Here is a 20,507-nt window from a genome sequence, read left to right as displayed (position 1 = left end):
TCCCCGGGATGGGTTCGTCGGTGGGTGCGGTCAGGAGGTGGGCACCAGCAGCGCCACCGGGTAGTCGCGGAGGATGGCGGAGAGCGGCACCGTGCCGGCGCCGAAGGTGTTCCCCGTCAGCTCGTCCGCCATGTCCACGGCAAGGTCGACGGCGGTGTCCCGCCAGCCGCCCTGCTGCTCCAGTCCCCGCGGCAGCCGGGTCGCGAGCGTAAGGGCCCCCGCGCCCGCGGCACTGCCGCGGTCAAAGCCGACCAGGTGCCCGGCCGCAGAGCCGGTGGCGGCAACCGGGCGGTAGCCGGTGAACAGCTCCGGACGGTCGCGGCGCAGCCGCAGCGCCCGGGAGGTGACCAGGAGTTTCGCCGCGTCGTCGGTGTACGACGCCGGGCGCTCCCCGGCGTCGAGCGCCGCCAGGGCAGCGCGCCGCGCGGCGTAGTCGAACGGACGGCGGTTGTCCGGATCCGTCAGCGAACGGTCCCAGAACTCGGTGCCCTGGTAGACGTCCGGGACCCCGGGCATGGTCAGCTGCACCAGCTTGGCCCCGAGCGAATTGACGGCACCATAGGGCGTCAGGAGCTCCACGAGGGTTTCCAGTTCTGCCCCGACCCTGGGGTTGTCGAAGACCGCGTCCACGGCCGCGGAGAGCTGCTTCTCGAAGGCCTCGTCCGGGTCCAGCCAGTCGGTCGAGTTGCCGGCCTCGCGGGCGGCCTTCTGCGCGTAGTACTGCAGGCGGTCCCGGTCCGCCGGCCAGGCACCGGCAACGGACTGCCACAACAGGTTCGCGAGCGGCCCGTCGGGCAACGGCGCCAGTTCCTGCAGCCGGGCCAGGGCGGCCTTCCATTCGCCCGCCAGCTCGGCGAGCACCGAGATCCGGGCGCGGGTGTCCTCGCTGCGTTTGGTGTCGTGCGTGCTCAGCGTGGTCATGGACAGCGGAAGCTCCGCCTGCCGGCGGGCCATCCGGTGGTGGAATTCCTCCGGTGCGACGGAGAACTCGGTGGGATCGGCCCCGACCTCCGTCAGCGTGCCCAGCCGGGTGTAGCGGAAGAACGCGGTGTCCTCCACGCCCTTGGCCATGACCATGCCGGAGGTCTGCTGGAAGCGTCGTCCCAGCTCGGCGCCGGCTTCCGGACCGGCGTCGAGCAGCAGCGGGAGCAGCAGCCCGACGGCGTCCGCCAGCTCGGGGCGACGGCGGACGGCGAGTGCGCACGCTTCCCGCAGGACGTCCGCACCCTCGGGAAGGTAGCTGCGGTAGACCGGGAAGGCGGCGATGATTTCGGAGAGCGCATCGGCGGCAGGTTCGACGCCGAGCCCGGTTCCGGGCGGCACCAGCCGCGCCAGCCGGAGCATTTCCGAGTGCAGGATCCCGTCCGTGATCCGGCGTTTGGTGCCCCGGATCATCTCCTCGTAGTCCGCGGGCTGGCCGCCGCGCAGTTCGGCGTCGAGGGCGTCGAGGGCTTCCTGCCCGGCGGGGTCGACGAAGAGCCGGTCCACGTCCGCCAGGGCGTCGTAGCCGGTGGTTCCCTCGCAGTCGAAGCCGTCCGGAAGCACTTCCCCGGGCTCGAGGATCTTCTCGATCAGCAGGTAGCTGCCGCCGGTGACCTCGCGGAGCCGGCGCAGGTACCCTTCCGGGTCGGCCAGGCCGTCCGGGTGGTCGATCCGGAGCCCGTCGACCAGCCCTTCGCGGAACCAGCGGACGATCTCCGCGTGGGCCTCATCGAAGACCTCCGGGAGCTCCACCCGGATGCCGGCGAGGCTGTTGACGGCGAAGAACCTGCGGTAGTTCAGCTCGTTATCGGCCCGGCGCCAGCCGATCAGCTCATAGTGCTGCCGGTCGTGGACCTCGCGGGGGTCATCCGCGGTGGGGTCACCTGCGGTATAGGTTCCCTCGGCGAGCGGGAAGCGGTGGTCGTAGTACCGCAGCTCCCCGTCCTTGATTTCCAGCGCGTCAACGTCAGAGTCCGATCCCAGCACCGGGATCCGGACCCGGCCGCCGCCGAGGTCCCAGTCGACGTCGAACGCCGGGGCGTAGCGGGACTGCTGGCCCTCCTTGAGCAGGGACCACCACCACGGGTTCTGGACCGGGGTTGCGACGCCGACATGGTTGGGCACGATGTCGACGAGCACCCCCATGCCGGCTTCCCGTGCCGCCTGCGACGCGGCGAGCAGGCCCTCCGCGCCGCCACGGTCCGGGTCGATCGCGGAGGGGTCGGTGACGTCATAGCCGTGGTCCGAGCCCTTTTCCGCGGTCAGGATGGGCGAGAGGTAGATCCAGTCCACGCCGAGCGACTTCAGATAGGGCACGGTCCCGGCAGCATCCTGGAGGGTGAAGCCGGGCCGGATCTGGAGCCGGTAGGTGGAGACGGGTGTCCTCATTTGGCGGTGGCTTTCGCGACGGCTGCGGCGGCCTCGTCCTGGGCCTCCACCATCTCCTCGAGGGCCTCCTCGTGGTCGGCCATGGAGGCCAGTGAAGCGGCCGCGGAGTAGTCCACTTCCACCTCGGGGCCGGAATGGGCGCGGAGCACCACCATGGACTTGGCTGCGAGTTTCAGCACAGCCTGCGCCTTGAGCGGCTCCTCGGTGTTCGCCTGGTCTGCGGTGTCCACCAGGACGTCCCAGAACTTCGAGTATTCCTCCGAAGGCAGCGCAAAGTCCACGTCGTCGTCGTGGGCGTTGAATGCGAGCACAAAGCTGTCGTCCGTGATCCGGCGGCCGCGGGAGTCCTGTTCCTGGATGCCGTGGCCGTTGTAGAAGACGCCGATGGTCCGGCCGAAGCCGCTGTCCCAGTCCTCCGGGAGCATTTCGGTGCCGTCCGTGTTCAGCCAGACGATGTCCGGCAGCTTCTCGCCCTCACCGCGGCGCACCGGGCGGCCGTCGAAGAAGCGGCTGCGCCGGAACGTCGGGTGGTCGTGGCGGATCTTGTTGACGACGGCGGTGAACTCCACCAGCGGCTGGTCCATGGCTTCCCAGTGGATCCAGCTCAGCTCGGAGTCCTGGCAGTAGGTGTTGTTGTTGCCCTGCTGCGTGCGGCCGAGCTCGTCACCGTGCAGGAGCATCGGGACGCCCTGCGAGAGCAGCAGGGTGGCGATGAAGTTGCGCTGCTGGCGGGCGCGGAGGGTCAGGACCTGATCGTTGTCCGTGTCCCCCTCTTCGCCGCAGTTCCAGGACCTGTTGTGTGATTCGCCGTCGTTGTTGCCCTCGCCGTTGGCGTCGTTGTGCTTCTCGTTGTAGGAGACGAGGTCGCGCATGGTGAAGCCGTCGTGGGCGGTGACGAAGTTAATCGAGGCCACCGGGCGGCGCGCGGAGCTTTCGTACAGGTCCGCGGAGCCGGTCAGGCGGGAGGCGAATTCGCCCAGGGTCGAGGGCTCCCCGCGCCAGAAGTCGCGGACCGTGTCGCGGTATTTGCCGTTCCACTCGGTCCACTGCGGCGGGAAGTTGCCCACCTGGTAGCCGCCGGGGCCGATGTCCCAGGGCTCGGCGATCAGCTTCACCTGGGAGACGATCGGGTCCTGCTGGATGAGTTCGAAGAAGGTGGACAGTTTGTCGACGTCGTAGAACTCGCGGGCCAGCGTGGAGGCTAGGTCGAAGCGGAAGCCGTCGACGTGCATTTCCGTGACCCAGTAGCGCAGGGAGTCCATCAGCAGCTGGAGCGAGTGCGGGTGCCGGACGTTGAGGGAGTTTCCCGTGCCGGTGTAGTCCATGTAGTGCTTCAGGTCGTCGTCGACCAGCCGGTAGTAGGCCTGGTTGTCGATGCCTTTGAAGGACAGTGTGGGGCCGAGGTGGTTGCCTTCCGCGGTGTGGTTGTAGACCACGTCCAGGATCACCTCGATGCCGGCCTTGTGCAGGTCGCGGACCATGGCCTTGAATTCCTGGACCTGGTGCCCGACATCGCCGGAGGAGCTGTAGGTGTTCTGCGGGGCGAAGAAGCCGATGGTGTTGTAGCCCCAGTAGTTGTTGAGGCCCTTCTCCTCGAGCGTGCCGTCGTTGACGAACTGGTGGACCGGCATGAGCTCGATCGCGGTCACGCCGAGCTTCTTCAGGTGGTCGATCACCGCCGGGTGCGACACGCCTGCATAGGTGCCGCGCTGTTCCTCGGGGATATCCGGGTGGAGCTCGGTCAGGCCCTTGACGTGGGCCTCGTAGATGACCGACTCGTGGTACGGGACGCGCAGCTGGCGGTCACCGTCCCATTCGAAGAAGGGGTTGATGACCACGCCGTGCATGGTGTGCGGTGCCGAGTCGCTGTCGTTGCGGGAGTCGGGGTCACCGAATTCGTAGGTGAAGAGCGCCGGATCCCAGTCGATCTGGCCCTGGACGGCCTTGGCGTAGGGGTCCATCAGCAGCTTGTTCGGGTTGAAGCGGTTGCCGTGCTCCGGTTCGTACGGGCCGTGGACCCGGTAGCCGTACTTCTGTCCCGGCTGGATGTGCGGCAGGTAGCAGTGCCACACGTAGCCGTCCACCTCGGTCAGCTCAATCCGCGTCTCGCTCAAATCATCAGCAAGGATGCACAGCTCCACCCGCTCGGCGCGTTCGCTGAACAGGGCAAAGTTGGTGCCAGTGCCGTCAAAGGTGGCTCCCAGCGGGTATGCCGTTCCGGGCCAGACTTCCATGTGTACTCCTCATGCATAAGCGGACAATCTCTAGACAGACTACTTGTAAGTAGGGTTATCATCCCTGTCGGGACGGTTGGCGGGCTCGGCGTTACATCGTCCGCAGCACCTCCGGGACGGCCCCGGCGATGCCGCCCGCTGTCACCGGCGCGCCGTCCGAGGCGAGGCGTCCGGCCCGGCCGTGGACGCTGGCGGCCACCGCCGCGATGCCGGCCCAGCGGTCGGCTGCGGGGATGCCGAGGGAGGCGAACGCACCGGGGCTTTCGGCCAGCTGTGCCAGCAGGGAACCGAGCACACCGGCCAGGACATCCCCGCTGCCGGCCGTGGCCAGCCAGGGTGTCGCCTCGGCCTGGCTGAAGACGGCACCGGACGGTGCGGCCACCAGCGTTGTGGCGCCCTTGAGCAGCACGGTGGCGCCGGTCAGGTCGCTGGCACGCCGGGCCGCGGCGAGGGTGGAGTCCTCCACCCCGGAGCGGCCGGGTTCGGCGCCGTACCGCGCCAGCAGGGCGGCCAGTTCGCCGGCGTGCGGTGTCAGGACAAAGTGCGGGGCGAGGGCCCGGGGCAGGGCGGGAAGGGCCCCGGCGTCCGCCGCAACGGGAAGCCCGGTGGCTGCGGCTTCCCGGACGCGCTCCAGCTGCTCGTGGGCTTCTTCATCAAGGCCCGGTCCCAGGAGCCAGGCCTGGACGTGGGTGTCAGCCGCGCTCCCGGATCCGCAGACGACTTCGGGGCAGAAGTGCCGGACCAGGTCCGCGACGTCCGGCGGGCCGAGGTAGCGCACCATCCCGACCCCGGACGCCAGCGCCCCGCGGCAGGCGAGCACCGCCGCGCCGGGGTAGCGCGACGAGCCGGCCACGATGCCCAGGACGCCACGGGAGTATTTGTGCGAGCGGCGGCCGGGATGCGGCAGCAGGACGGACAGGTCCTCCGCTTCGAGGCGGCGCAGGGCCGGCTCCGGGAGGGCGGCGTCGATTCCTATCGGGATGACCAGCACCCGGCCGGCGAAGTCCGCCCCGGGGTCGGCCAGCAATCCGGCCTTGGCGGCCCCGAAAGTCACGGTCAGCTCGGCCTGGAGCACCGGGGCATGGGCCTCGCCGGTATCGGCGTCCACGCCGCTGGGGATGTCGCAGGCCACCACGAGCCCGGGCCGCGAACGTCCCAGTGCCTCGATCACTGTCGCGGCGGGGCCCCGCAGGCCGCCCTGGGCGCCGGTGCCGAGGACCGCGTCGATGACGACGTCGGACGCGGCGGCTGCTGCCGACGCGTCGGCCACGTTCTCTGGAGTCAGCCGGAGCACCCGGCCGCCGGCCTTGTGGAAGGCCGCGAGTCCTTCGGGGTGGGCCTCCCCGGCGGCGAGCACCGCCGTCGTCCGCATGCCGCGGCCGGCCAGCATCGCGGCGGCGAACAGACCGTCGCCGCCGTTGTTGCCCTTGCCGGCGAGCACCGTGACGCTGGCGCCGTAAAGGCGCCCGCCGCGGGCCCGGAGTTCGCGGGCCACCGCGTTGGCCAGCCCGTAGGCGGCCCGCTGCATCAGAACAGCGCCCATACCTCTTTCCAGAAGCGGCTTTTCGGCCTCTCGTATCTGGGTTCCGGTATAGGCGCTGATCATGGTTTCAGTCCATTCGCGGTGCAGTCGCTGCGGGAAGTCCGGCTCGGTTCAGGCGGGGAATGCTCAGCCTTCGGCGATCACCGTGGCCGTGGCGATGCCGCCGTCGTGGCTGATCGAGAGGTGCCAGCGTTTGACGCCCTTCGATTCCGCGACGGCCAGCACCGTGTCCTTGACCTGGACGGTGGGCCCGTTCTGGTCCAAGCCGATCCAGCAGTCCTGCCAGTTCATGCCGGCCGGGGCGCCGAGCACCTTGGCCACGGCCTCCTTGGCGGCGAACCGGGCAGCCAGGGAGCGCGTGTTCAGTTCTCGCTCCGCGGGCACGAACAGCCTATCGCGCAGCCCGGGGGTGCGCTCCAGCTGCTTGCCGAACCGTTCAATGTCTACGACGTCTACGCCAATGCCAACAATCATGCGGCTATTCTACGGTCACGCTCTTGGCCAGGTTGCGAGGCTGGTCCACGTCGTAGCCCTTGGCGGACGCCAGGGCGAGGGCAAAGATCTGCAGCGGGACCGTGGTGAGCAGCGGCGCCAGCAGCGTGGGGGTCTCCGGGATATAGAAGACGTACTCGGCGTAGGCCTTGACGGCCTCGTCGCCTTCTTCCGCGATCACGATCGTCTTGGCGCCGCGCGCCCGGACTTCCTGGATGTTGGAGACGACCTTGGCGTGCAGCGAATCCCGGCCGCGGGGCGAGGGGACCACCACGAAGACGGGCTGGCCCTCCTCGATCAGCGCGATCGGGCCGTGCTTGAGTTCGCCGGCGGCGAAGCCTTCCGCGTGGATGTAGGCGAGCTCCTTGAGCTTCAGCGCGCCCTCCATCGCCACCGGGAAACCGACGTGGCGGCCCAGGAACAGCACGGACTTGGCGTCGGCCATGGACTGGCCGAGTTCCTTGATCTGCGCCTCGTTGTCGAGGATCTGCTGGATCTTCGCGGGGATCTTGTGGAGGTCCGCGAGGATGTCCTTGATCTCGCCCTGGAACTTGTTGCCGCGCAGCTGCGCCAGGTACAGGCCCAGGAGGTAGGCCGCGGTGATCTGCGCCAGGAAGGCCTTGGTGGAGGCGACGGCGATTTCCGGGCCGGCGTGGGTGTAGAGCACGGCGTCGGATTCGCGCGGGATCGTGGAACCGTTGGTGTTGCAGATGGAGACCGTCTTGGCGCCCTGTTCCTTGGCGTAGCGGACCGCCATCAGGGTGTCCATGGTCTCCCCGGACTGGGAGATCGACACGATCAGGGTGTTCTCATCCACGATCGGGTCGCGGTAGCGGAACTCGTGGGAGAGCTCGACCTCGGTGGGGATCCGGCACCAGTGCTCGATCGCGTACTTGGCGACCTGTCCGGCGTAGGCGGAGGTGCCGCAGGCGAGGACGATGATCTTGTCGACGTTTTTGAGCAGTTCCGGGTCCACCCGGAGCTCGTCGAGCGTCAGCTTGCCGTTGATGTCCGAGCGGCCCAGCAGGGTCTGCAGCACGGCGTCGGGCTGGTCGTGGATTTCCTTTTCCATGAAGGACGGGAAGCCGCCCTTTTCCGCCGAGGCCGGGTCCCAGTTGACGTGGTATTCCTTGCCTTCGGCCGGTGCGCCGTAGAAGTCGGTGATTTCCACCGAGTCGGCGGTGATGGTGACGATCTGGTCCTGGCCGAGCTCGACGGCGCGTCGGGTGTAGTCGATGAAGCCGGAGACGTCGGAGCCGAGGAAGTTCTCGCCGTCGCCGAGCCCGACGACCAGCGGGGAGTTGCGGCGGGCGGCCACAACGACGTCGGGCTGGTCCGCGTGGACGGCGAGCAGGGTGAAGGCGCCTTCGAGGCGCTGGCAGGCAAGCTGCATGGCCTTGGTCAGGCCGCCCTTGGCGGGGTCGCCCTGGAGCTGGTTGCGGTAAATGTCGCCCAGCAGCGCGGCGGCAACCTCCGTGTCGGTCTCGGAGCGGAACTTCACGCCCTTGCGGCCGAGTTCGAGCTTGAGCTCGGCAAAGTTTTCGATGATGCCGTTGTGGATCAGGGCCAGCTTGCCCTCATCGGCCAGGTGCGGGTGGGCGTTCTGGTCGGTCGGGCCGCCGTGGGTCGCCCAGCGGGTGTGGCCGATGCCGGTCAGCGATTCCGGCAGCGGGTTGGCCTCGAGCTCGGCAATCAGGTTGCTCAGTTTGCCCGACTTCTTGCGGGACGAAATGGTTCCGTCAGCCACAACGGCGATGCCTGCAGAGTCGTAGCCCCGGTATTCCAAGCGCCGCAGCCCCTCAAGGACAACGTCCAGGGCATTGTGTCCAGTATTTACCCGGCCAGCGGAGTGGCCCACATATCCAACGATTCCACACATGGACTCAAGCCTAGCGGGTTTCCCGGACAGCGGACGTAGGACGAGCGGCCGCAACACGCCGTGCGCCGCACAGGGCGGGGCCCGCCTGCCGCCCGGACAGGGACGTCCATTTCGCTCTCGGCCCGGCGGAGGGCAGAATCTCTAGGGTGACTTTGCAACGCAATGATGCGAACGGCGACGGCGTCTCCCCGTTCGTGGAGCTGGACCGGCAGACCTGGTCCCGGCTCGCTGCCCAGATGGAGCAGCCCCTCAACGAGGAGGACGTGCTCCGTCTCCGCGGCCTCGGCGATCCCCTGGACATGAAGGAAGTCCGCGAGGTCTACCTCCCGCTGTCCCGGCTGCTGCACCTGTATGTCGAGGCGGCAGGCCAGCTCCACGCCGCCACCACCACGTTCCTGGGAGAGCAGACCCAGCGCACACCGTTCGTGATCGGCGTCGCCGGTTCGGTGGCCGTGGGAAAGTCGACCATTGCCCGCGTGCTCCGGGAGATGCTCCGCCGCTGGCCCGGCACCCCCAATGTTGAACTCATCACCACGGACGGCTTCCTGTACCCGCTGGCGGAACTCAAGCGGCGCCAGCTGCTGGAACGCAAGGGATTCCCCGAGTCCTATGACCGCCGCGCACTGCTGCGCTTTGTGAGCGAGATCAAAGGCGGCGCCGAGGAAGTCCGGGCGCCCTGGTACTCCCACGTGACCTACGACATCGTCCCGGGCAAGGAAGTGGTGGTGCGGCGCCCCGACGTCCTGATCGTCGAGGGCCTGAACGTCCTGGCGCCGGCCCGGCCGCGGCACGACGGCCGCCAGGGCCTGGCACTGAGTGACTTCTTCGATTTTTCCATCTATGTTGATGCCAAAACGTCCTACATTGAGGAGTGGTACGTGGACCGCTTCCGGAAACTTCGGACCACGGCGTTCGCGCAGCCGGAGTCCTACTTCCACCGCTACGCCACGCTCTCGGACGCGGAGGCGGAACAGACTGCCCGCGAAATCTGGAAGCGCATCAACGAGCCAAACCTGGAGGAGAACGTGCTCCCCACCCGCGGCCGCGCCCAGCTGGTGCTCACCAAGGACGCCGACCACTCCATCCGCCGCATGCTGCTCCGCAAGGTCTAGCACAGGTGTGCTACGACGCGTTCGCGGGGTCTCCGTCGGCGCCGGAACCCGGATTGCGCACCCCCGGCCGCCGGGCCTTCAGCCGCCTGCTGCTGGCCGGATCCGGCCTCGCGGCGCTGAGCGCCTGCGCCCCCGGATCCCCCCGGCCGGCCCTGTCGGACCCGGCTTCCGCCTCGGCTTCCGGGGCAGCGTCAGGGACGACGGCGGGTGCCGGGACGCCGTCGGCCGCTGCCAGCGCCCGCCGTCCGCTGAGGCCCTGCCGGCCACTCCCGACGCGACGGCCCCCGAGACGGCGCCGCCGGCCCCGGCGCCCTCCGCCGCGGCCGCACGGCAGCACTCGCTTACCGACCCGGCGAGCCCCTGGGTGGTGGTGAACAAACACCGCCCGCTCTCCCCCGCCACGTATCGGCCGGCCGACCTCGTCCAGCCGGACGTTCGCCTGGCCACCTCCGGCGAAGCGGCACTGCTGAACAGCACGACGGCGGTCGCGGCGGAGCGGATGTTCGCCGCCGCGGCCGGGGCCGGCGTCATCCTGACCCTGGCCAGCGGCTACCGGTCCTATGCGACGCAGACCGCCACCTACAACGGGTACGTGTCCTCGCGCGGGCAGGCGGAGGCCGACACCGCGTCGGCCCGGCCCGGCTATTCCGAGCACCAGACCGGATGGTCCTTCGACGTGGGCGACGGCGGCGGGGCCTGCAGCTTCCAGCCCTGCTTTGCCGAGCAGCCCGCAGCGGTTTGGGCCAGGAACAACGCCCACCTGTTCGGTTTCGTGGTGCGTTACCCGTGGATGCTCCATACCGTCACCGGCTACTACTACGAGCCGTGGCACCTGCGCTACGTCGGGGTCGAGGCCGCGGGCGACATGAACACCCGGGGTATTGCGACCCTCGAGGAGTACTTCGGGCTCGAAGCGGCCCCGGCGTACCTGTAGCAGCGCCCAGTCCCAGCGCGTCCCGGACCCACACGGACTGCAGCGCGCACCCTGCCGATTCGGGCTGTCCCCGCGGGTCCTAGTTTGGGCAGATGCTGACAGGATTCAAAAACTTCATTCTCAAAGGCAAGGTCGTGGACCTGGCCGTCGCCGTTGTCATCGGCGCCGCATTCCGCGCCGTCGTCACGGCACTTGTCCAGAGCGTCTTCATGCCGTTCATCGCGGGTCTGGTGGGTGCGCCCCATTTCGACAGCTTTGCAGTCGTTACCCTGAACGGAAACGACATCAAGTTCGGCGTGTTGCTGACGGCGATCATCAACTTCCTGCTGATCTTCGCTGCCATCTACTTCGTCGTCGTCGGGCCCATGAACCACTTGATTGAACGGCGCAACCGCCGCCTCGGCATTACAGCGGACGTCAAGGAAGAGGCGAGGGAGGATCCGGAGATTGCCTTGCTCACCGAGGTCCGGGACGCCCTGTACGTCCAGCGCAATACTTCGGAAGCAGAAGCCACACCGGAGATCCTCAATAAGACGTTGCGACGGCCGTTCCTGTAGTCTCACTGACCATGACAAGGGGTCGGCAGGCGCTCGCTATTTTGGTGCGAAAAATTGACAGTTTCATCACACCGGACCGGCTCAGAGTCTATCCGATCATCCTTGCGGTCATGTCTGGCGCCGCACTGCTGGCCACCTCGGTCACGCGCGTGCTCGTCCCGGCCGCCCAAGGCTCCTTCCTGCCCGATTACCTGGCCCACTGGACAGGGGGAGGCCTGTTACTCGCCGGCGGTTCCGCGGTCCTATATGACCCCCAGACCCAGCAGGCCTTCCAAGCCGGCGCGCTCGGATCGCTGACGACCCTGGCATGGTTCGTCTCGCCTCCGGTCGTCGCCGCGTTTTATGCCCCCTTTGCCCTCATTCCGTATAACTTAAGCGCACTGGTCTGGCTGGCTCTGAGTGCAACACTGCTGGTTGCGTGCACCCTGAGCCTGAGGTCCGTGGCACCCGAACTGATGCTGCACAAGCGCAAAGGGGTTCTTCTCGCCGTCTTCGCGTCACCGGTTGTCTTCGAACTGTTGGGGGGTGGTCAGGACTCGGCGTTCGTGCTGGCCGTCTGGCTCCTAGGGATACGTCTCCTCGGGACCGGCCATAGTTATTGGGCCGGGGCAATCTTCGGGTTGGGCTTCGCGAAGCCCCAGCTTTTTGTTCTGGTACCCATAGCTCTTCTGGCAACGCGCAACGTTCGGGCGCTGGCAAGTTTCGTGGCAGTGTTTTCGCTCCTCGCCGGCATCTCCGTCGGCTTGGTGGGCGTGGACGGCCTGGCTCACTGGGTTTCAGCGCTTTCCAGTCCGCTGTACACAGAGCAAGTCCAGCAAGGACAGGCCTGGAAGATGATTGGGCTACCTTCGCTCGTTCAGGGGCTCCTGCCGCCCTCTTGGGCCGGGTGGACAGTACCGGTCCTGACGGTGATTTCACTGCCGGCGGGCGCAACCATATTGATTTTTCACCTCTACAAGACCAGGAAGCGGCCGGTCAACCTAATGTTGGTGTGGCTGGCAACGCTGGCGACGACGGTTGCCTTCTCCCCACATATTGCAACCTACGATGGGGTGCTGCTCGTCCCGGTGATTGCCTACCTGCTCGAGCACCGTTCCACGCCCCTGGTCCGGGCTTCGACTGTGGGCGCCATTGGACTCCTTTGGCTAGGCCCGGCATTCCACCTTGCCGCAGTTCAAATGGCACGGTGGCCATTGGACATTATCGGCGCTCCGTGGGCAGCATTACCGCTGGCCGCGCTGTGGTTTGAATCCCTTCGCGCGCTTCGAACGAACGAAAGCCCCGCGGAAACTGCGTCTCCCAGCTACACGGCCTGACGCGGTTCTGCCTTCACGGCGTCCTGTAGCGGCACGCCAGTCGGCCTGCGGACGCGTTACGCACCGACACGGACCGCGAAACTTACCTGCCGGACACGGCGTGTTCACGAGGCCGGGCTAGTTTGGGCACATGCTGACAGGATTCAAGAACTTCATTCTCAAGGGCAACGTCGTGGACCTTGCCGTCGCAGTCGTCATCGGCGCCGCGTTTGGCGCCGTGGTAACGGCACTGGTCCAGAGCGTGCTGATGCCATTCATTGCGGGCCTGGTGGGGTCGCCCAACTTCGACAGCTTCGGCGTCGTCACGCTGAACGGCAACGACATCAAGTTCGGTGTGCTGCTGACGGCGATCGTCAACTTTCTCCTGATCGCGGCTGCCATCTATTTCGTGGTTGTCGTCCCCATGAACCACATGATCGAACGGCGCAACCGACGCCTGGGCATCAGCCCGGACGTCAAGGAAGAGGCTGCGGAGGACCCGCAGATTGCCCTGCTGACCGAAATCCGTGACGCCTTGCAGCAACGCCAGCTTTAGTCGGCGACGAGCTCCAGGGCCAGCTCGGTCCGGACTACCTCTGCCAGGCGCTCCGCGACGTCCTGGGCGGTCTCCTGGGACGCAGCCTCGACCATGACGCGGACCACCGGCTCGGTGCCGGAGGGGCGCAGCAGCACCCGGCCAGTGTCGCCCAGTTCGGCCTCGGCCAGGGCCACGGCCGCCGCCACGGCGTCGTCGCCGTTAACCCGGGTGCGGTCCACTCCCTTGACGTTGATCAGGACCTGCGGGAGTTTGGTCATCACTTTGGCGAGTTCCTTCAGCGGGCGGCCCGTGAGCGCCACCTGGGCGGCGATCTGCAGGCCGGTGAGAACGCCGTCGCCGGTGGTGGCGTGGTCGGCGAAGATTACGTGACCGGACTGCTCTCCGCCGAGGTTGAAGCCGCCTTCGCGCATGCCTTCCAGGACGTAGCGGTCGCCGACGCCGGTCTCGCGCAGGCTGATACCGGCTTCGCGGAGGGCGATCTTGAGTCCGAGGTTGCTCATCACGGTCGCGACGAGGACGTTGTCCTTGAGCTTGCCCGAGGCCTTCAGGGCCACGGCGAGGATGGCCATGATCTCGTCGCCGTCGACGACGTTTCCTTCGTGGTCCACTGCGAGGCAGCGGTCAGCATCGCCGTCGTGGGCAATTCCAAGGTCGGCGCCGTGCTCCAGGACCGCCTGCGCGAGCGGCCCCAGGTGGGTGGAGCCGACACCTTCGTTGATGTTGTAGCCGTCCGGCTCGGCACCGATGAGAATGACGTCGGCGCCTGCGTCCTTGAAGACCTGCGGGGAACAGCCGCTCGCTGCACCGTGGGCGCAGTCCAGCACCACCTTGAGCCCGTCCAGGCGGTGCGGGAGGGTGCCGAGCAGGTGGACGATGTAGCGGTCCTCTGCGTCGGAGAAACGCTGGATGCGCCCGACGTCTCCGCCGACCGGGCGGCGCGGCTCCATGCCGAGCTGAGCCTCGATGGCGTTCTCGACGTCGTCAGGCAGCTTCTGTCCGCCGCGGGCAAAGAACTTGATGCCGTTGTCCGGGGCGGGGTTGTGCGAGGCGGAGATCATTACGCCGAAGTCCGCATCCAGGTCTGCCACCAGGTAAGCCGCGGCCGGGGTCGGGAGGACGCCGGCGTCATAAACGTCGATCCCGGAGCTGGACAGCCCCGCCTCCACCGCTGCCGCGATGAACTCACCGCTGGCGCGGGGGTCCCGGGCAACCACGGCGCGCGGCCGTGTTCCGTTGGTATTGCGGTCATGGCCGAGCACGACGGCGGCAGCCTGGGCCAGCTGCATCGCGAGTTCGGCCGTGAGCAGGCCATTCGCCAAGCCCCGGACACCATCTGTTCCAAATAATCTAGACATCGGGTCAAGTTTAGACGAGTAAACCTCCAAGTTGTTCCCGGCGGACAGCGCGGGCGTTGCGATCGGATCTCCGCGGCTTGTCCGGAGTCTTGGTACCCCTGAGGTATGTTCGCCTTTGAAAAGGCGTCGCGAGCGCGGATGCGCGCGGCATACGGTATCTGGAAAGTGGTCTTATGAGTCGTCGGGAAACTGCCTGGTTTTCGGCCTTGCTTGCCGTCACAGCTTTTATCTATCTATGGAACTTGCCGCTGAACGGATGGGGCAACGGCTACTACGCGGCCGCTGCACAGGCCGGATCCGTCAGCTGGACAGCGTTCTTCTTTGCCTCGTCGGACGGCGGAAATGGAATTACGGTAGACAAACTGCCGGCAAGCATCTGGTTGAGTTCGCTCTCGGTCCGGTTGTTCGGCCTGAGTTCCTGGAGTCTGTTGGCTCCCCAAGCCCTCCTGGGAATGGGGACGGTCGCCGTCACCTATCTGGCAGTCCGCCGGCACTTCCGCATGTCAACGGCCCTCCTGGCCGGTAGTGCTGTTCTGATGACACCCGCAGCCGCGATCATGTTCCGATACAACAATCCTGACGCCCTGCTGACGTTTCTCTTGACTCTTTCTGTCTACTTCCTGGTCCGCGCCGTCGACGATGGACGGTGGCGGTGGATCCTGTTGACAGCGACCGTCATCGGAGCCGCGTTCCTGGCCAAGTCCGCCCAGGCACTCCTCTTGCTCCCTGCGCTGGGCCTCGTCTACCTCTATGCGGGCCCTGGCCGTGTCCGCCGTAGGCTCGTCCAGCTGGGAACCGCGATGGCTTGGGTTGTTGTCGTTGCCGGCTCATGGGTCGTTGTGGCGGAAAGCACGCTCCCGGCCGACAGACCATACGCCGGAGGCTCATTTGGCAACAGCTTCGTGGAGGTCCTGCTTCGGCAGAACGGCCTCGGAAGAATCCTTGGCGCTGAAGGCGGCGGAACGGACGGGCAGGGTATGTCAAACCCGGGCTTCCTGCGGCTCCTGGTGTATCCATCATTTGGCTCCCAGGGTTCGTGGCTCATCCCGGTGGCCCTCGTTGCCTTGGTCTGTTCCCTGGTTCTGTTGCGCCGGGTCCCTCGGTCCGATCCCCGCCGGGCCCTCATCCTCCTTGCGGGGGGTTGGCTCCTCACTTACGCCGCAGTCTTCAGCTTCATGAGCGGCGTCATTCACCCGTACTACCTGGTTGCGATAGCTCCAGCCGCTGCAATCCTCGCAGCTGCCGGCGGGCAACTGACGTGGGCGGCCAGGAGATGGCTGGCTTTCAGGCTGGCAATGGCCGCATCAGTGCTCGCGTCGGCAGTCCTGGCCTTTGGGTACCTGAGCAAGAGCGGTGGACCCGGGCCGGCGCTGGCGCTGGTGGCCTTGATCGTCAGTGTGATCGGCTGCGAGCTCCTCGTGTTCCGGATCCGCCGGCGGCAGGTCAGCATTGTCACCGTTATTGCCACGGCAGCAGCCTGCTTTCTCGGGCCGGCGGCGTTCACCGTATCGGCCGTCCAGGCTCAACACACCGGCGTCGAACCGATGGCGACTCTTCTCGGGAGCGCTGTGGTGTTGGATTCCCCGCACCCGGAACTCTGGCCGGAGGGCGACAGCCGGCTCCGCGGATCCGCGATGGGTCACCCCGCTGACACTAAGGTCCTCACCCTGCTGAGATTGAATGCGCGCACCTATCGGTGGGCCGCGGCGGTTCCGGGGGCCCTTAATTCCGCCAACTACCAGTTGGGCTCCGCCTTGCCGGTTCTTCCCGTCGGTGGCTTCAACGGGGGAACGCCGTTTCCGACTCTCGAACAATTCCAGGATTTCGTTTCTTCAGGTCAAGTCAAGTATTACGTCTCGCGCAGCGGCAGCAAGGACATCTCTGCCGAAGCCGGATTCGCCGACGAAATAACAGCGTGGGTTCGCGCAAACTTCACGCCTGAAAGGTTCGGGGACACGGACCTTTTCGATCTGACCCGCCCGACGCCTGAAGCCTGATACAACGAAAGCCCGCCCCGCCAAATGGCGGGACGGGCTCTCGTGCAAGCGCCAGATGCGCTTGGAAGCGGGTTTAGCGCTTGGAGTACTGCTGAGCCTTACGGGCCTTCTTGAGGCCAGCCTTCTTGCGCTCGATGACGCGGGCGTCACGGCGCAGGTAACCGGCCTTCTTCAGGGTGGCGCGGTTGTTCTCGGTGTCGATCTCGTTCAGCGAACGGGCGATGCCGAGACGCAGGGCACCGGCCTGGCCGGAAATGCCGCCCCCGTGGATGCGTGCAATGACGTCGTAGGCGCCGTCAAGATCGAGGATCTTGAAGGGCTCGTTGACGTCCTGCTGGTGCAGCTTGTTCGGGAAGTAGTTGGCCAGCTCGCGGCCGTTGATGGTCCACTTGCCGGTGCCGGGCACGATGCGAACGCGTGCGACGGCTTCCTTGCGACGGCCAACTGCTGCGCCGGCAACCGTAAGGGCCGGGCGTTCCTTCTTGGGCGCTTCTGCTTCCGCAGGACCGCTTTCCGAGGTGTAGCTGGTCAGGTTTTCCTCAGCCACAACGGCCTCGGTGGTCTCTTCGTTCTGAGCCACGATTCTCCTTGTATAGATAAGTTGTTTGGTGGCCAGGACTACTGGGCGACCTGGGTGATTTCGTAAGTCTTGGGCTGCTGTGCGGCGTGGGGGTGCTCGGCACCCTTGTAGACCTTCAGCTTGCCCAGCTGCTGTGCAGCGAGGGAGTTCTTCGGGAGCATGCCCTTGATGGCCTTCTCCACGGCGCGGACCGGGTTGGATTCCAGCAGCTCCGCGTAGGTAACGGAGGTCAGGCCGCCCGGGTAACCGGAGTGGCGGTATGCGCGCTTCTGCTCCAGCTTGGCGCCGGTGAGGGCAACCTTCTCGGCGTTGATGATGATGACGAAGTCGCCCATGTCCATGTGGGACGCAAAGGTGGCCTTGTGCTTGCCGCGCAGCAGGATTGCGGTCTGGCTCGCGAGACGACCAAGGACAACGTCTGTGGCGTCAATGACGTGCCACTGGCGGTTGATATCGCCGGGCTTCGGGGTGTACGTACGCACGGTGTTTGCCTCGTTCTTGTTCTGGCGTTCTTGTTTTAGGCGTCACGCGAAGGTGCACCTACTATCTATGCGCTACCGGAACAGAGGTGAGGGCTCCATGTAACCAGTTGTCCTGAGTCTCGAATGTGCACGTTGAGTAGTCATCCTGCAACCGGATTCCCAAGCGGGCACGCATCATCGAGAAGGACACGCACAACGACTACCAAGAATAGCGGATGACGTGTCGCTGGGTCAAAATGGGGTGTCCGGATGCATCCTGCCCGCCCCCGGCCCGCCGCATCCCTGGAGGAACCCGTGTTCGATACCGCCGCCGCTGGCTCCGCTTCGCCGCTGTTCATTGCCGGCGTGGGATTCGCCGGCCTGTGCCTGGGGCTGCTGGCCGACGCCCTCATCCGGCGCGCCCTCCCCCACCTGGCCGGCCAAGCCACCACCCGGCTGAGGATCACGACGGCGGCGGCCACCTTTGCCCTCTCGGCCCTGCTGGCGTGGCGCTTCGGCATTGCGGCCGAACTTCCCGCCTACGTATTACTCGGCATAGTTGCCGTCCCGCTGGCCCGGATCGATATTGCGCATCACTTGCTGCCGGACCGGCTCGTCGGGCCCCTGCTGGGGGCCGGCCTTGTGCTCCTGGCATCCGCCGCAGTGTCACACGGAGCGGCGGGAAACCTGTATCGCGGAGTCGCCGGGTCCGTAATCTTGTTCATTTCCTACTTAATTCTCGCCCTGACCAGCAGAAACGGGCTCGGAATGGGTGACGTGAAGCTCGCCGCACCACTTGGACTGTACTTAGGCTACCTAGGCTGGTCGCACTTGTTCTACGGCGGAGCCCTGGCCTTCGTTGCCGGCGGCCTCGCTTCCGTTTTTCTCGTGCTGAAAAACCGCGAAAACAAGCCAAAAGAGGTTGCCTACGGCCCCTCCATGCTGGCAGCCGGACTGGCCATCATTCTGCTTCTTCCGTAACACCTGCCACTGCCGTATCTCTGCCCTCTTTAGTGAGCTGGCGCATCAATCCAAGTAGTGGTCGCCCAAAGACCGTCGCAAAACTGAGTACACCCCCGGATTGAGCTAGGTGGTGTCTCCTTTTCCACCCCGAAAAGTCGAGTATTCCGATTCATTGCTGTGCCCTTAATCGCCATGCAAATGTTGTCCCAACGAAGCTCTAGGGGATTTGGCAACAAGGGAATTTGCTGGAATTTCGTTTTTCATTCAAAACTCTGGAAAAGGAATACTAAAATGACTGGTCTCATGGTCTCTATGCTTTCATTCGTAGCCGGCATCAAGGACAAGCTCGAATCCGAAAAGGGCGCCACCGCCGTTGAATACGGCCTCATGGTGGCCCTCATCGCCGTCGCCATCATCGGTGCCGTGACAGCACTGGGCACCAACCTCACCGGGCTCTTCACGACAATCTCCGGCAGCCTCTAAGCGAGATACGCGTCGAACGCCCAGGGGTGGGGCGGCGGCAGTTCGGGCGACAGGTCCGCTGCCATGGCACCTGCCCCTGGGCTTCTTCTGTCTGCGTAGGGGTAGGCGCCAGGTCTCGAGGCTCAGGAGGGGTCATGCAAGGTCTCAAATCTAAAGCGAAGTTCACTTCATCGGGAGTGACTGACGTACGTTATTCAGTGGCTTCCGTGGGTCCACTCGGGCAAAGGCCAATTTTAGGATTCCAAGCCGCCACGGGTGGCGCGTGATGAAACCGAAGATCAACCGGAACGGCACGAAGAAGCCCAAGGAACTCGGGGCTGTAGCAGTCGAGTTCGCCCTTATTCTCCCCATCTTCCTCGCGCTAATCCTGGGAGTTGTGGAATTCGGGCGCGCCTTCAGCATTCAGGTCTCCATGGCAGAGGGCGCCCGCGAAGCTGCACGGTATACGGCGATCCACTACAAGGAGACCGGGTTCTCGCCAGCTGCTGCAAAGCAGAAGGCAATTGACGCGGCACCCATTGCCGATTTGCAGCCCGGCGAGATCACCATCAGCACCTGCGGACCGGATCAGGACGCCGTCGTCCTGATCACGGCCAACACCGCTTACCTGACTGGCCTCCCGACGCTGCTGCCCTTCCTTCCGGACATCATGAGTATTTCAGCAAAAGGGTTAATGCGATGCGGAGGATAGCCAGGACGGCGTCGGATGCCGTCGAGCACAACGAGAACGAAAGGGGAGTTATTGCGCCACTCGCTGCCATTCTCATGGTGGCCCTCCTGGGCTTCGGAGCTCTGGCAGTGGACGTGGGCGCAATGTACTCGGAGAAAACGCAGCTGCAGAACGGCGCCGACTCCGCGGCACTCGCAATCGCGCAGGCCTGCGAAAAAGTTGCCGCTTCAGCACCATGTGCTGCCGATCAGAAAACTCAGGCGGCGCCGTTCGCAAACGGTAACGCCCTGGACGGTTCAAGCAACGTAGTGTCCGCAACCGTCTCAATCACCGGCACTGTCGGCACCGTAGACGTCACAACAGAGACACCTGCCGGCGCGAACGGGGAACACTTTTCGCTCTATCTGGCCAGGGTGCTCGGAATCAATTCCGTGGAAATCCGTGCATCCGCCCGGGCTAGATGGTACTTCCCGACCAAAGGACTGTCCATTTTGCCGCTCGTTTTTGCGCCCTGCGAGTTCAACAATGATGGCCATCCACACAAGCTCCTGGTCCAAGGCGGGGGACAGGACTGCAACGGTCTAAATCCTTCAAATCAGGCCTACCAGGGTGGGTTCGCTTGGCTAAAACCGAATGGTACGGAACCGTGCCAAGTCATCGCGGAAATCGGGGTCTACAGCACTGGAAGCACCGGCGCCTCCGTTCCTAACGGATGCCTGGATATGTTCAATCCATCAACAAATCCAAGTCTCGCAGGATCGACTGTCGCAGTTCCGGTGTACTCGTCCACGAATGGACTCACCGGCAGCAATGCCAAATACATGATCTCCAAGTGGGCAGGCTTCAAGATCCTCGCGTGGAACCTGGGAGGCCAGGCTAAATACGACCCCGACAATGTTTTCAGCACTAGCGAGAAAGGAATCTACGGGACCTTCGTCGGGTACTCGGCGGATCCAAGCCTTTTCACTGGTACCTCGTCAACTCCATCCGGCACCGTCTTTGTCATCGAACTCACGAATTAAA

18 protein-coding genes are annotated in these 20,507 nt (G+C 65.6%); 10 read left to right on the top strand and 8 right to left on the bottom strand.

The features are described from left to right. Positions 1-30: 30 nt before the first annotated feature. The 5 genes from treY to glmS all read right to left on the bottom strand — a co-directional run bounded on the left by treY (position 31) and on the right by glmS (position 8,518). Positions 31-2,370 (bottom strand): malto-oligosyltrehalose synthase, encoded by a 2,340-nt coding sequence (treY, locus tag AC1MFL_RS14470; RefSeq protein WP_479810542.1) that lies wholly within the window; start codon positions 2,368-2,370, stop codon positions 31-33. Continuing rightward, positions 2,367-4,604, bottom strand: coding sequence for a glycogen debranching protein GlgX (glgX, locus tag AC1MFL_RS14465; protein ID WP_479810541.1), 2,238 nt, complete (start codon positions 4,602-4,604; stop codon positions 2,367-2,369). The genes treY and glgX overlap by 4 nt, the downstream gene beginning before the upstream one ends. Positions 4,605-4,695: 91 nt before the next feature. Next, on the bottom strand, positions 4,696-6,210 hold the full coding sequence (locus AC1MFL_RS14460; protein ID WP_479810540.1) for an NAD(P)H-hydrate epimerase: 1,515 nt from the start codon (positions 6,208-6,210) through the stop codon (positions 4,696-4,698). 63 nt (positions 6,211-6,273) lie between these two features. Next, positions 6,274-6,621, bottom strand: coding sequence for a holo-ACP synthase (locus tag AC1MFL_RS14455; protein WP_479810539.1), 348 nt, complete (start codon positions 6,619-6,621; stop codon positions 6,274-6,276). A gap of 4 nt (positions 6,622-6,625) precedes the next feature. Continuing rightward, positions 6,626-8,518 (bottom strand): glutamine--fructose-6-phosphate transaminase (isomerizing), encoded by a 1,893-nt coding sequence (glmS, locus tag AC1MFL_RS14450; RefSeq protein WP_479810538.1) that lies wholly within the window; start codon positions 8,516-8,518, stop codon positions 6,626-6,628. 146 nt (positions 8,519-8,664) lie between these two features. Between glmS and coaA the strand changes: the two genes are divergently transcribed. The 5 genes from coaA (at position 8,665) to mscL (AC1MFL_RS14425) (ending at position 12,972) form a co-directional block, all read left to right on the top strand. Then, positions 8,665-9,630 carry a type I pantothenate kinase gene (gene coaA, locus AC1MFL_RS14445; RefSeq protein ID WP_479810537.1) on the top strand — a complete coding sequence of 322 codons (966 nt, stop codon included), beginning with the start codon at positions 8,665-8,667 and terminating at the stop codon, positions 9,628-9,630. A 7-nt stretch (positions 9,631-9,637) separates the two neighbouring features. Beyond that, positions 9,638-10,564, top strand: coding sequence for a M15 family metallopeptidase (locus AC1MFL_RS14440; protein ID WP_479810536.1), 927 nt, complete (start codon positions 9,638-9,640; stop codon positions 10,562-10,564). Positions 10,565-10,656: 92 nt separating this feature from the next. Then, positions 10,657-11,121 carry a large conductance mechanosensitive channel protein MscL gene (mscL, locus tag AC1MFL_RS14435; RefSeq protein WP_479810535.1) on the top strand — a complete coding sequence of 155 codons (465 nt, stop codon included), beginning with the start codon at positions 10,657-10,659 and terminating at the stop codon, positions 11,119-11,121. 11 nt (positions 11,122-11,132) lie between these two features. Beyond that, on the top strand, positions 11,133-12,437 hold the full coding sequence (locus tag AC1MFL_RS14430; RefSeq protein ID WP_479810534.1) for a glycosyltransferase family 87 protein: 1,305 nt from the start codon (positions 11,133-11,135) through the stop codon (positions 12,435-12,437). Between the two features lie 130 nt (positions 12,438-12,567). After that, positions 12,568-12,972 (top strand): large conductance mechanosensitive channel protein MscL, encoded by a 405-nt coding sequence (gene mscL / locus AC1MFL_RS14425; protein WP_479810533.1) that lies wholly within the window; start codon positions 12,568-12,570, stop codon positions 12,970-12,972. On the opposite strand, the gene glmM is transcribed toward mscL (AC1MFL_RS14425), so the two are convergent. Next, positions 12,969-14,330 carry a phosphoglucosamine mutase gene (glmM, locus tag AC1MFL_RS14420; protein WP_479810532.1) on the bottom strand — a complete coding sequence of 454 codons (1,362 nt, stop codon included), beginning with the start codon at positions 14,328-14,330 and terminating at the stop codon, positions 12,969-12,971. The two genes, mscL (AC1MFL_RS14425) and glmM, sit on opposite strands and share 4 nt — an antisense overlap. 242 nt (positions 14,331-14,572) lie before the next feature. On the opposite strand from glmM, the gene AC1MFL_RS14415 reads away from it, so the two are divergent. Continuing rightward, complete coding sequence (locus tag AC1MFL_RS14415) at positions 14,573-16,327, top strand: ArnT family glycosyltransferase (RefSeq protein ID WP_479810531.1); 1,755 nt, start codon at positions 14,573-14,575, stop codon at positions 16,325-16,327. A 73-nt stretch (positions 16,328-16,400) separates the two neighbouring features. Here the strand turns inward: AC1MFL_RS14415 and rpsI are convergent, their stop codons facing one another. After that, positions 16,401-16,907, bottom strand: a complete 507-nt coding sequence (rpsI, locus tag AC1MFL_RS14410) for a 30S ribosomal protein S9 (RefSeq protein ID WP_226760362.1) — start codon at positions 16,905-16,907, stop codon at positions 16,401-16,403. Between the two features lie 38 nt (positions 16,908-16,945). Beyond that, a complete protein-coding gene (rplM, locus tag AC1MFL_RS14405; protein ID WP_024367145.1) occupies positions 16,946-17,389 on the bottom strand; it encodes a 50S ribosomal protein L13 in 444 nt (147 codons plus the stop codon). A gap of 294 nt (positions 17,390-17,683) precedes the next feature. On the opposite strand from rplM, the gene AC1MFL_RS14400 reads away from it, so the two are divergent. From AC1MFL_RS14400 to AC1MFL_RS14385, 4 genes are all read left to right on the top strand, one after another. Next, positions 17,684-18,349, top strand: coding sequence for a prepilin peptidase (locus AC1MFL_RS14400; protein WP_479810530.1), 666 nt, complete (start codon positions 17,684-17,686; stop codon positions 18,347-18,349). 273 nt (positions 18,350-18,622) lie between these two features. Then, positions 18,623-18,814, top strand: coding sequence for a Flp family type IVb pilin (locus tag AC1MFL_RS14395; protein ID WP_479810529.1), 192 nt, complete (start codon positions 18,623-18,625; stop codon positions 18,812-18,814). Between the two features lie 265 nt (positions 18,815-19,079). Further along, entirely contained in the window at positions 19,080-19,505 is a 426-nt protein-coding gene (locus AC1MFL_RS14390; protein WP_479810528.1) for a TadE/TadG family type IV pilus assembly protein, read from the top strand. Beyond that, a complete protein-coding gene (locus tag AC1MFL_RS14385; RefSeq protein ID WP_479810527.1) occupies positions 19,493-20,506 on the top strand; it encodes a pilus assembly protein TadG-related protein in 1,014 nt (337 codons plus the stop codon). The genes AC1MFL_RS14390 and AC1MFL_RS14385 overlap by 13 nt, the downstream gene beginning before the upstream one ends. Position 20,507: the final 1 nt, after the last annotated feature.

The sequence above is a fragment of the Arthrobacter sp. BG3 genome (genome assembly GCF_056680185.1).
Note: the sequence above shows the minus strand (reverse complement) of the source record. Positions and strands in the feature narration are given on the sequence as shown.

Excerpts from the sequence above, each read along its gene's own strand:
- AC1MFL_RS14460 (WP_479810540.1), bottom strand. The coding sequence starts at position 6,210 with ATGATCAGCGCCTATACCGGAACCCAGATACGAGAGGCCGAAAAGCCG.
- treY (WP_479810542.1), bottom strand. The coding sequence starts at position 2,370 with ATGAGGACACCCGTCTCCACCTACCGGCTCCAGATCCGGCCCGGCTTC.
- AC1MFL_RS14385 (WP_479810527.1), top strand. The coding sequence starts at position 19,493 with ATGCGGAGGATAGCCAGGACGGCGTCGGATGCCGTCGAGCACAACGAG.
- mscL (WP_479810535.1), top strand. The coding sequence starts at position 10,657 with ATGCTGACAGGATTCAAAAACTTCATTCTCAAAGGCAAGGTCGTGGAC.
- mscL (WP_479810533.1), top strand. The coding sequence starts at position 12,568 with ATGCTGACAGGATTCAAGAACTTCATTCTCAAGGGCAACGTCGTGGAC.
- AC1MFL_RS14455 (WP_479810539.1), bottom strand. The coding sequence starts at position 6,621 with ATGATTGTTGGCATTGGCGTAGACGTCGTAGACATTGAACGGTTCGGC.
- AC1MFL_RS14430 (WP_479810534.1), top strand. The coding sequence starts at position 11,133 with ATGACAAGGGGTCGGCAGGCGCTCGCTATTTTGGTGCGAAAAATTGAC.
- glmS (WP_479810538.1), bottom strand. The coding sequence starts at position 8,518 with ATGTGTGGAATCGTTGGATATGTGGGCCACTCCGCTGGCCGGGTAAAT.
- glgX (WP_479810541.1), bottom strand. The coding sequence starts at position 4,604 with ATGGAAGTCTGGCCCGGAACGGCATACCCGCTGGGAGCCACCTTTGAC.
- glmM (WP_479810532.1), bottom strand. The coding sequence starts at position 14,330 with ATGTCTAGATTATTTGGAACAGATGGTGTCCGGGGCTTGGCGAATGGC.
- AC1MFL_RS14395 (WP_479810529.1), top strand. The coding sequence starts at position 18,623 with ATGACTGGTCTCATGGTCTCTATGCTTTCATTCGTAGCCGGCATCAAG.
- AC1MFL_RS14390 (WP_479810528.1), top strand. The coding sequence starts at position 19,080 with ATGAAACCGAAGATCAACCGGAACGGCACGAAGAAGCCCAAGGAACTC.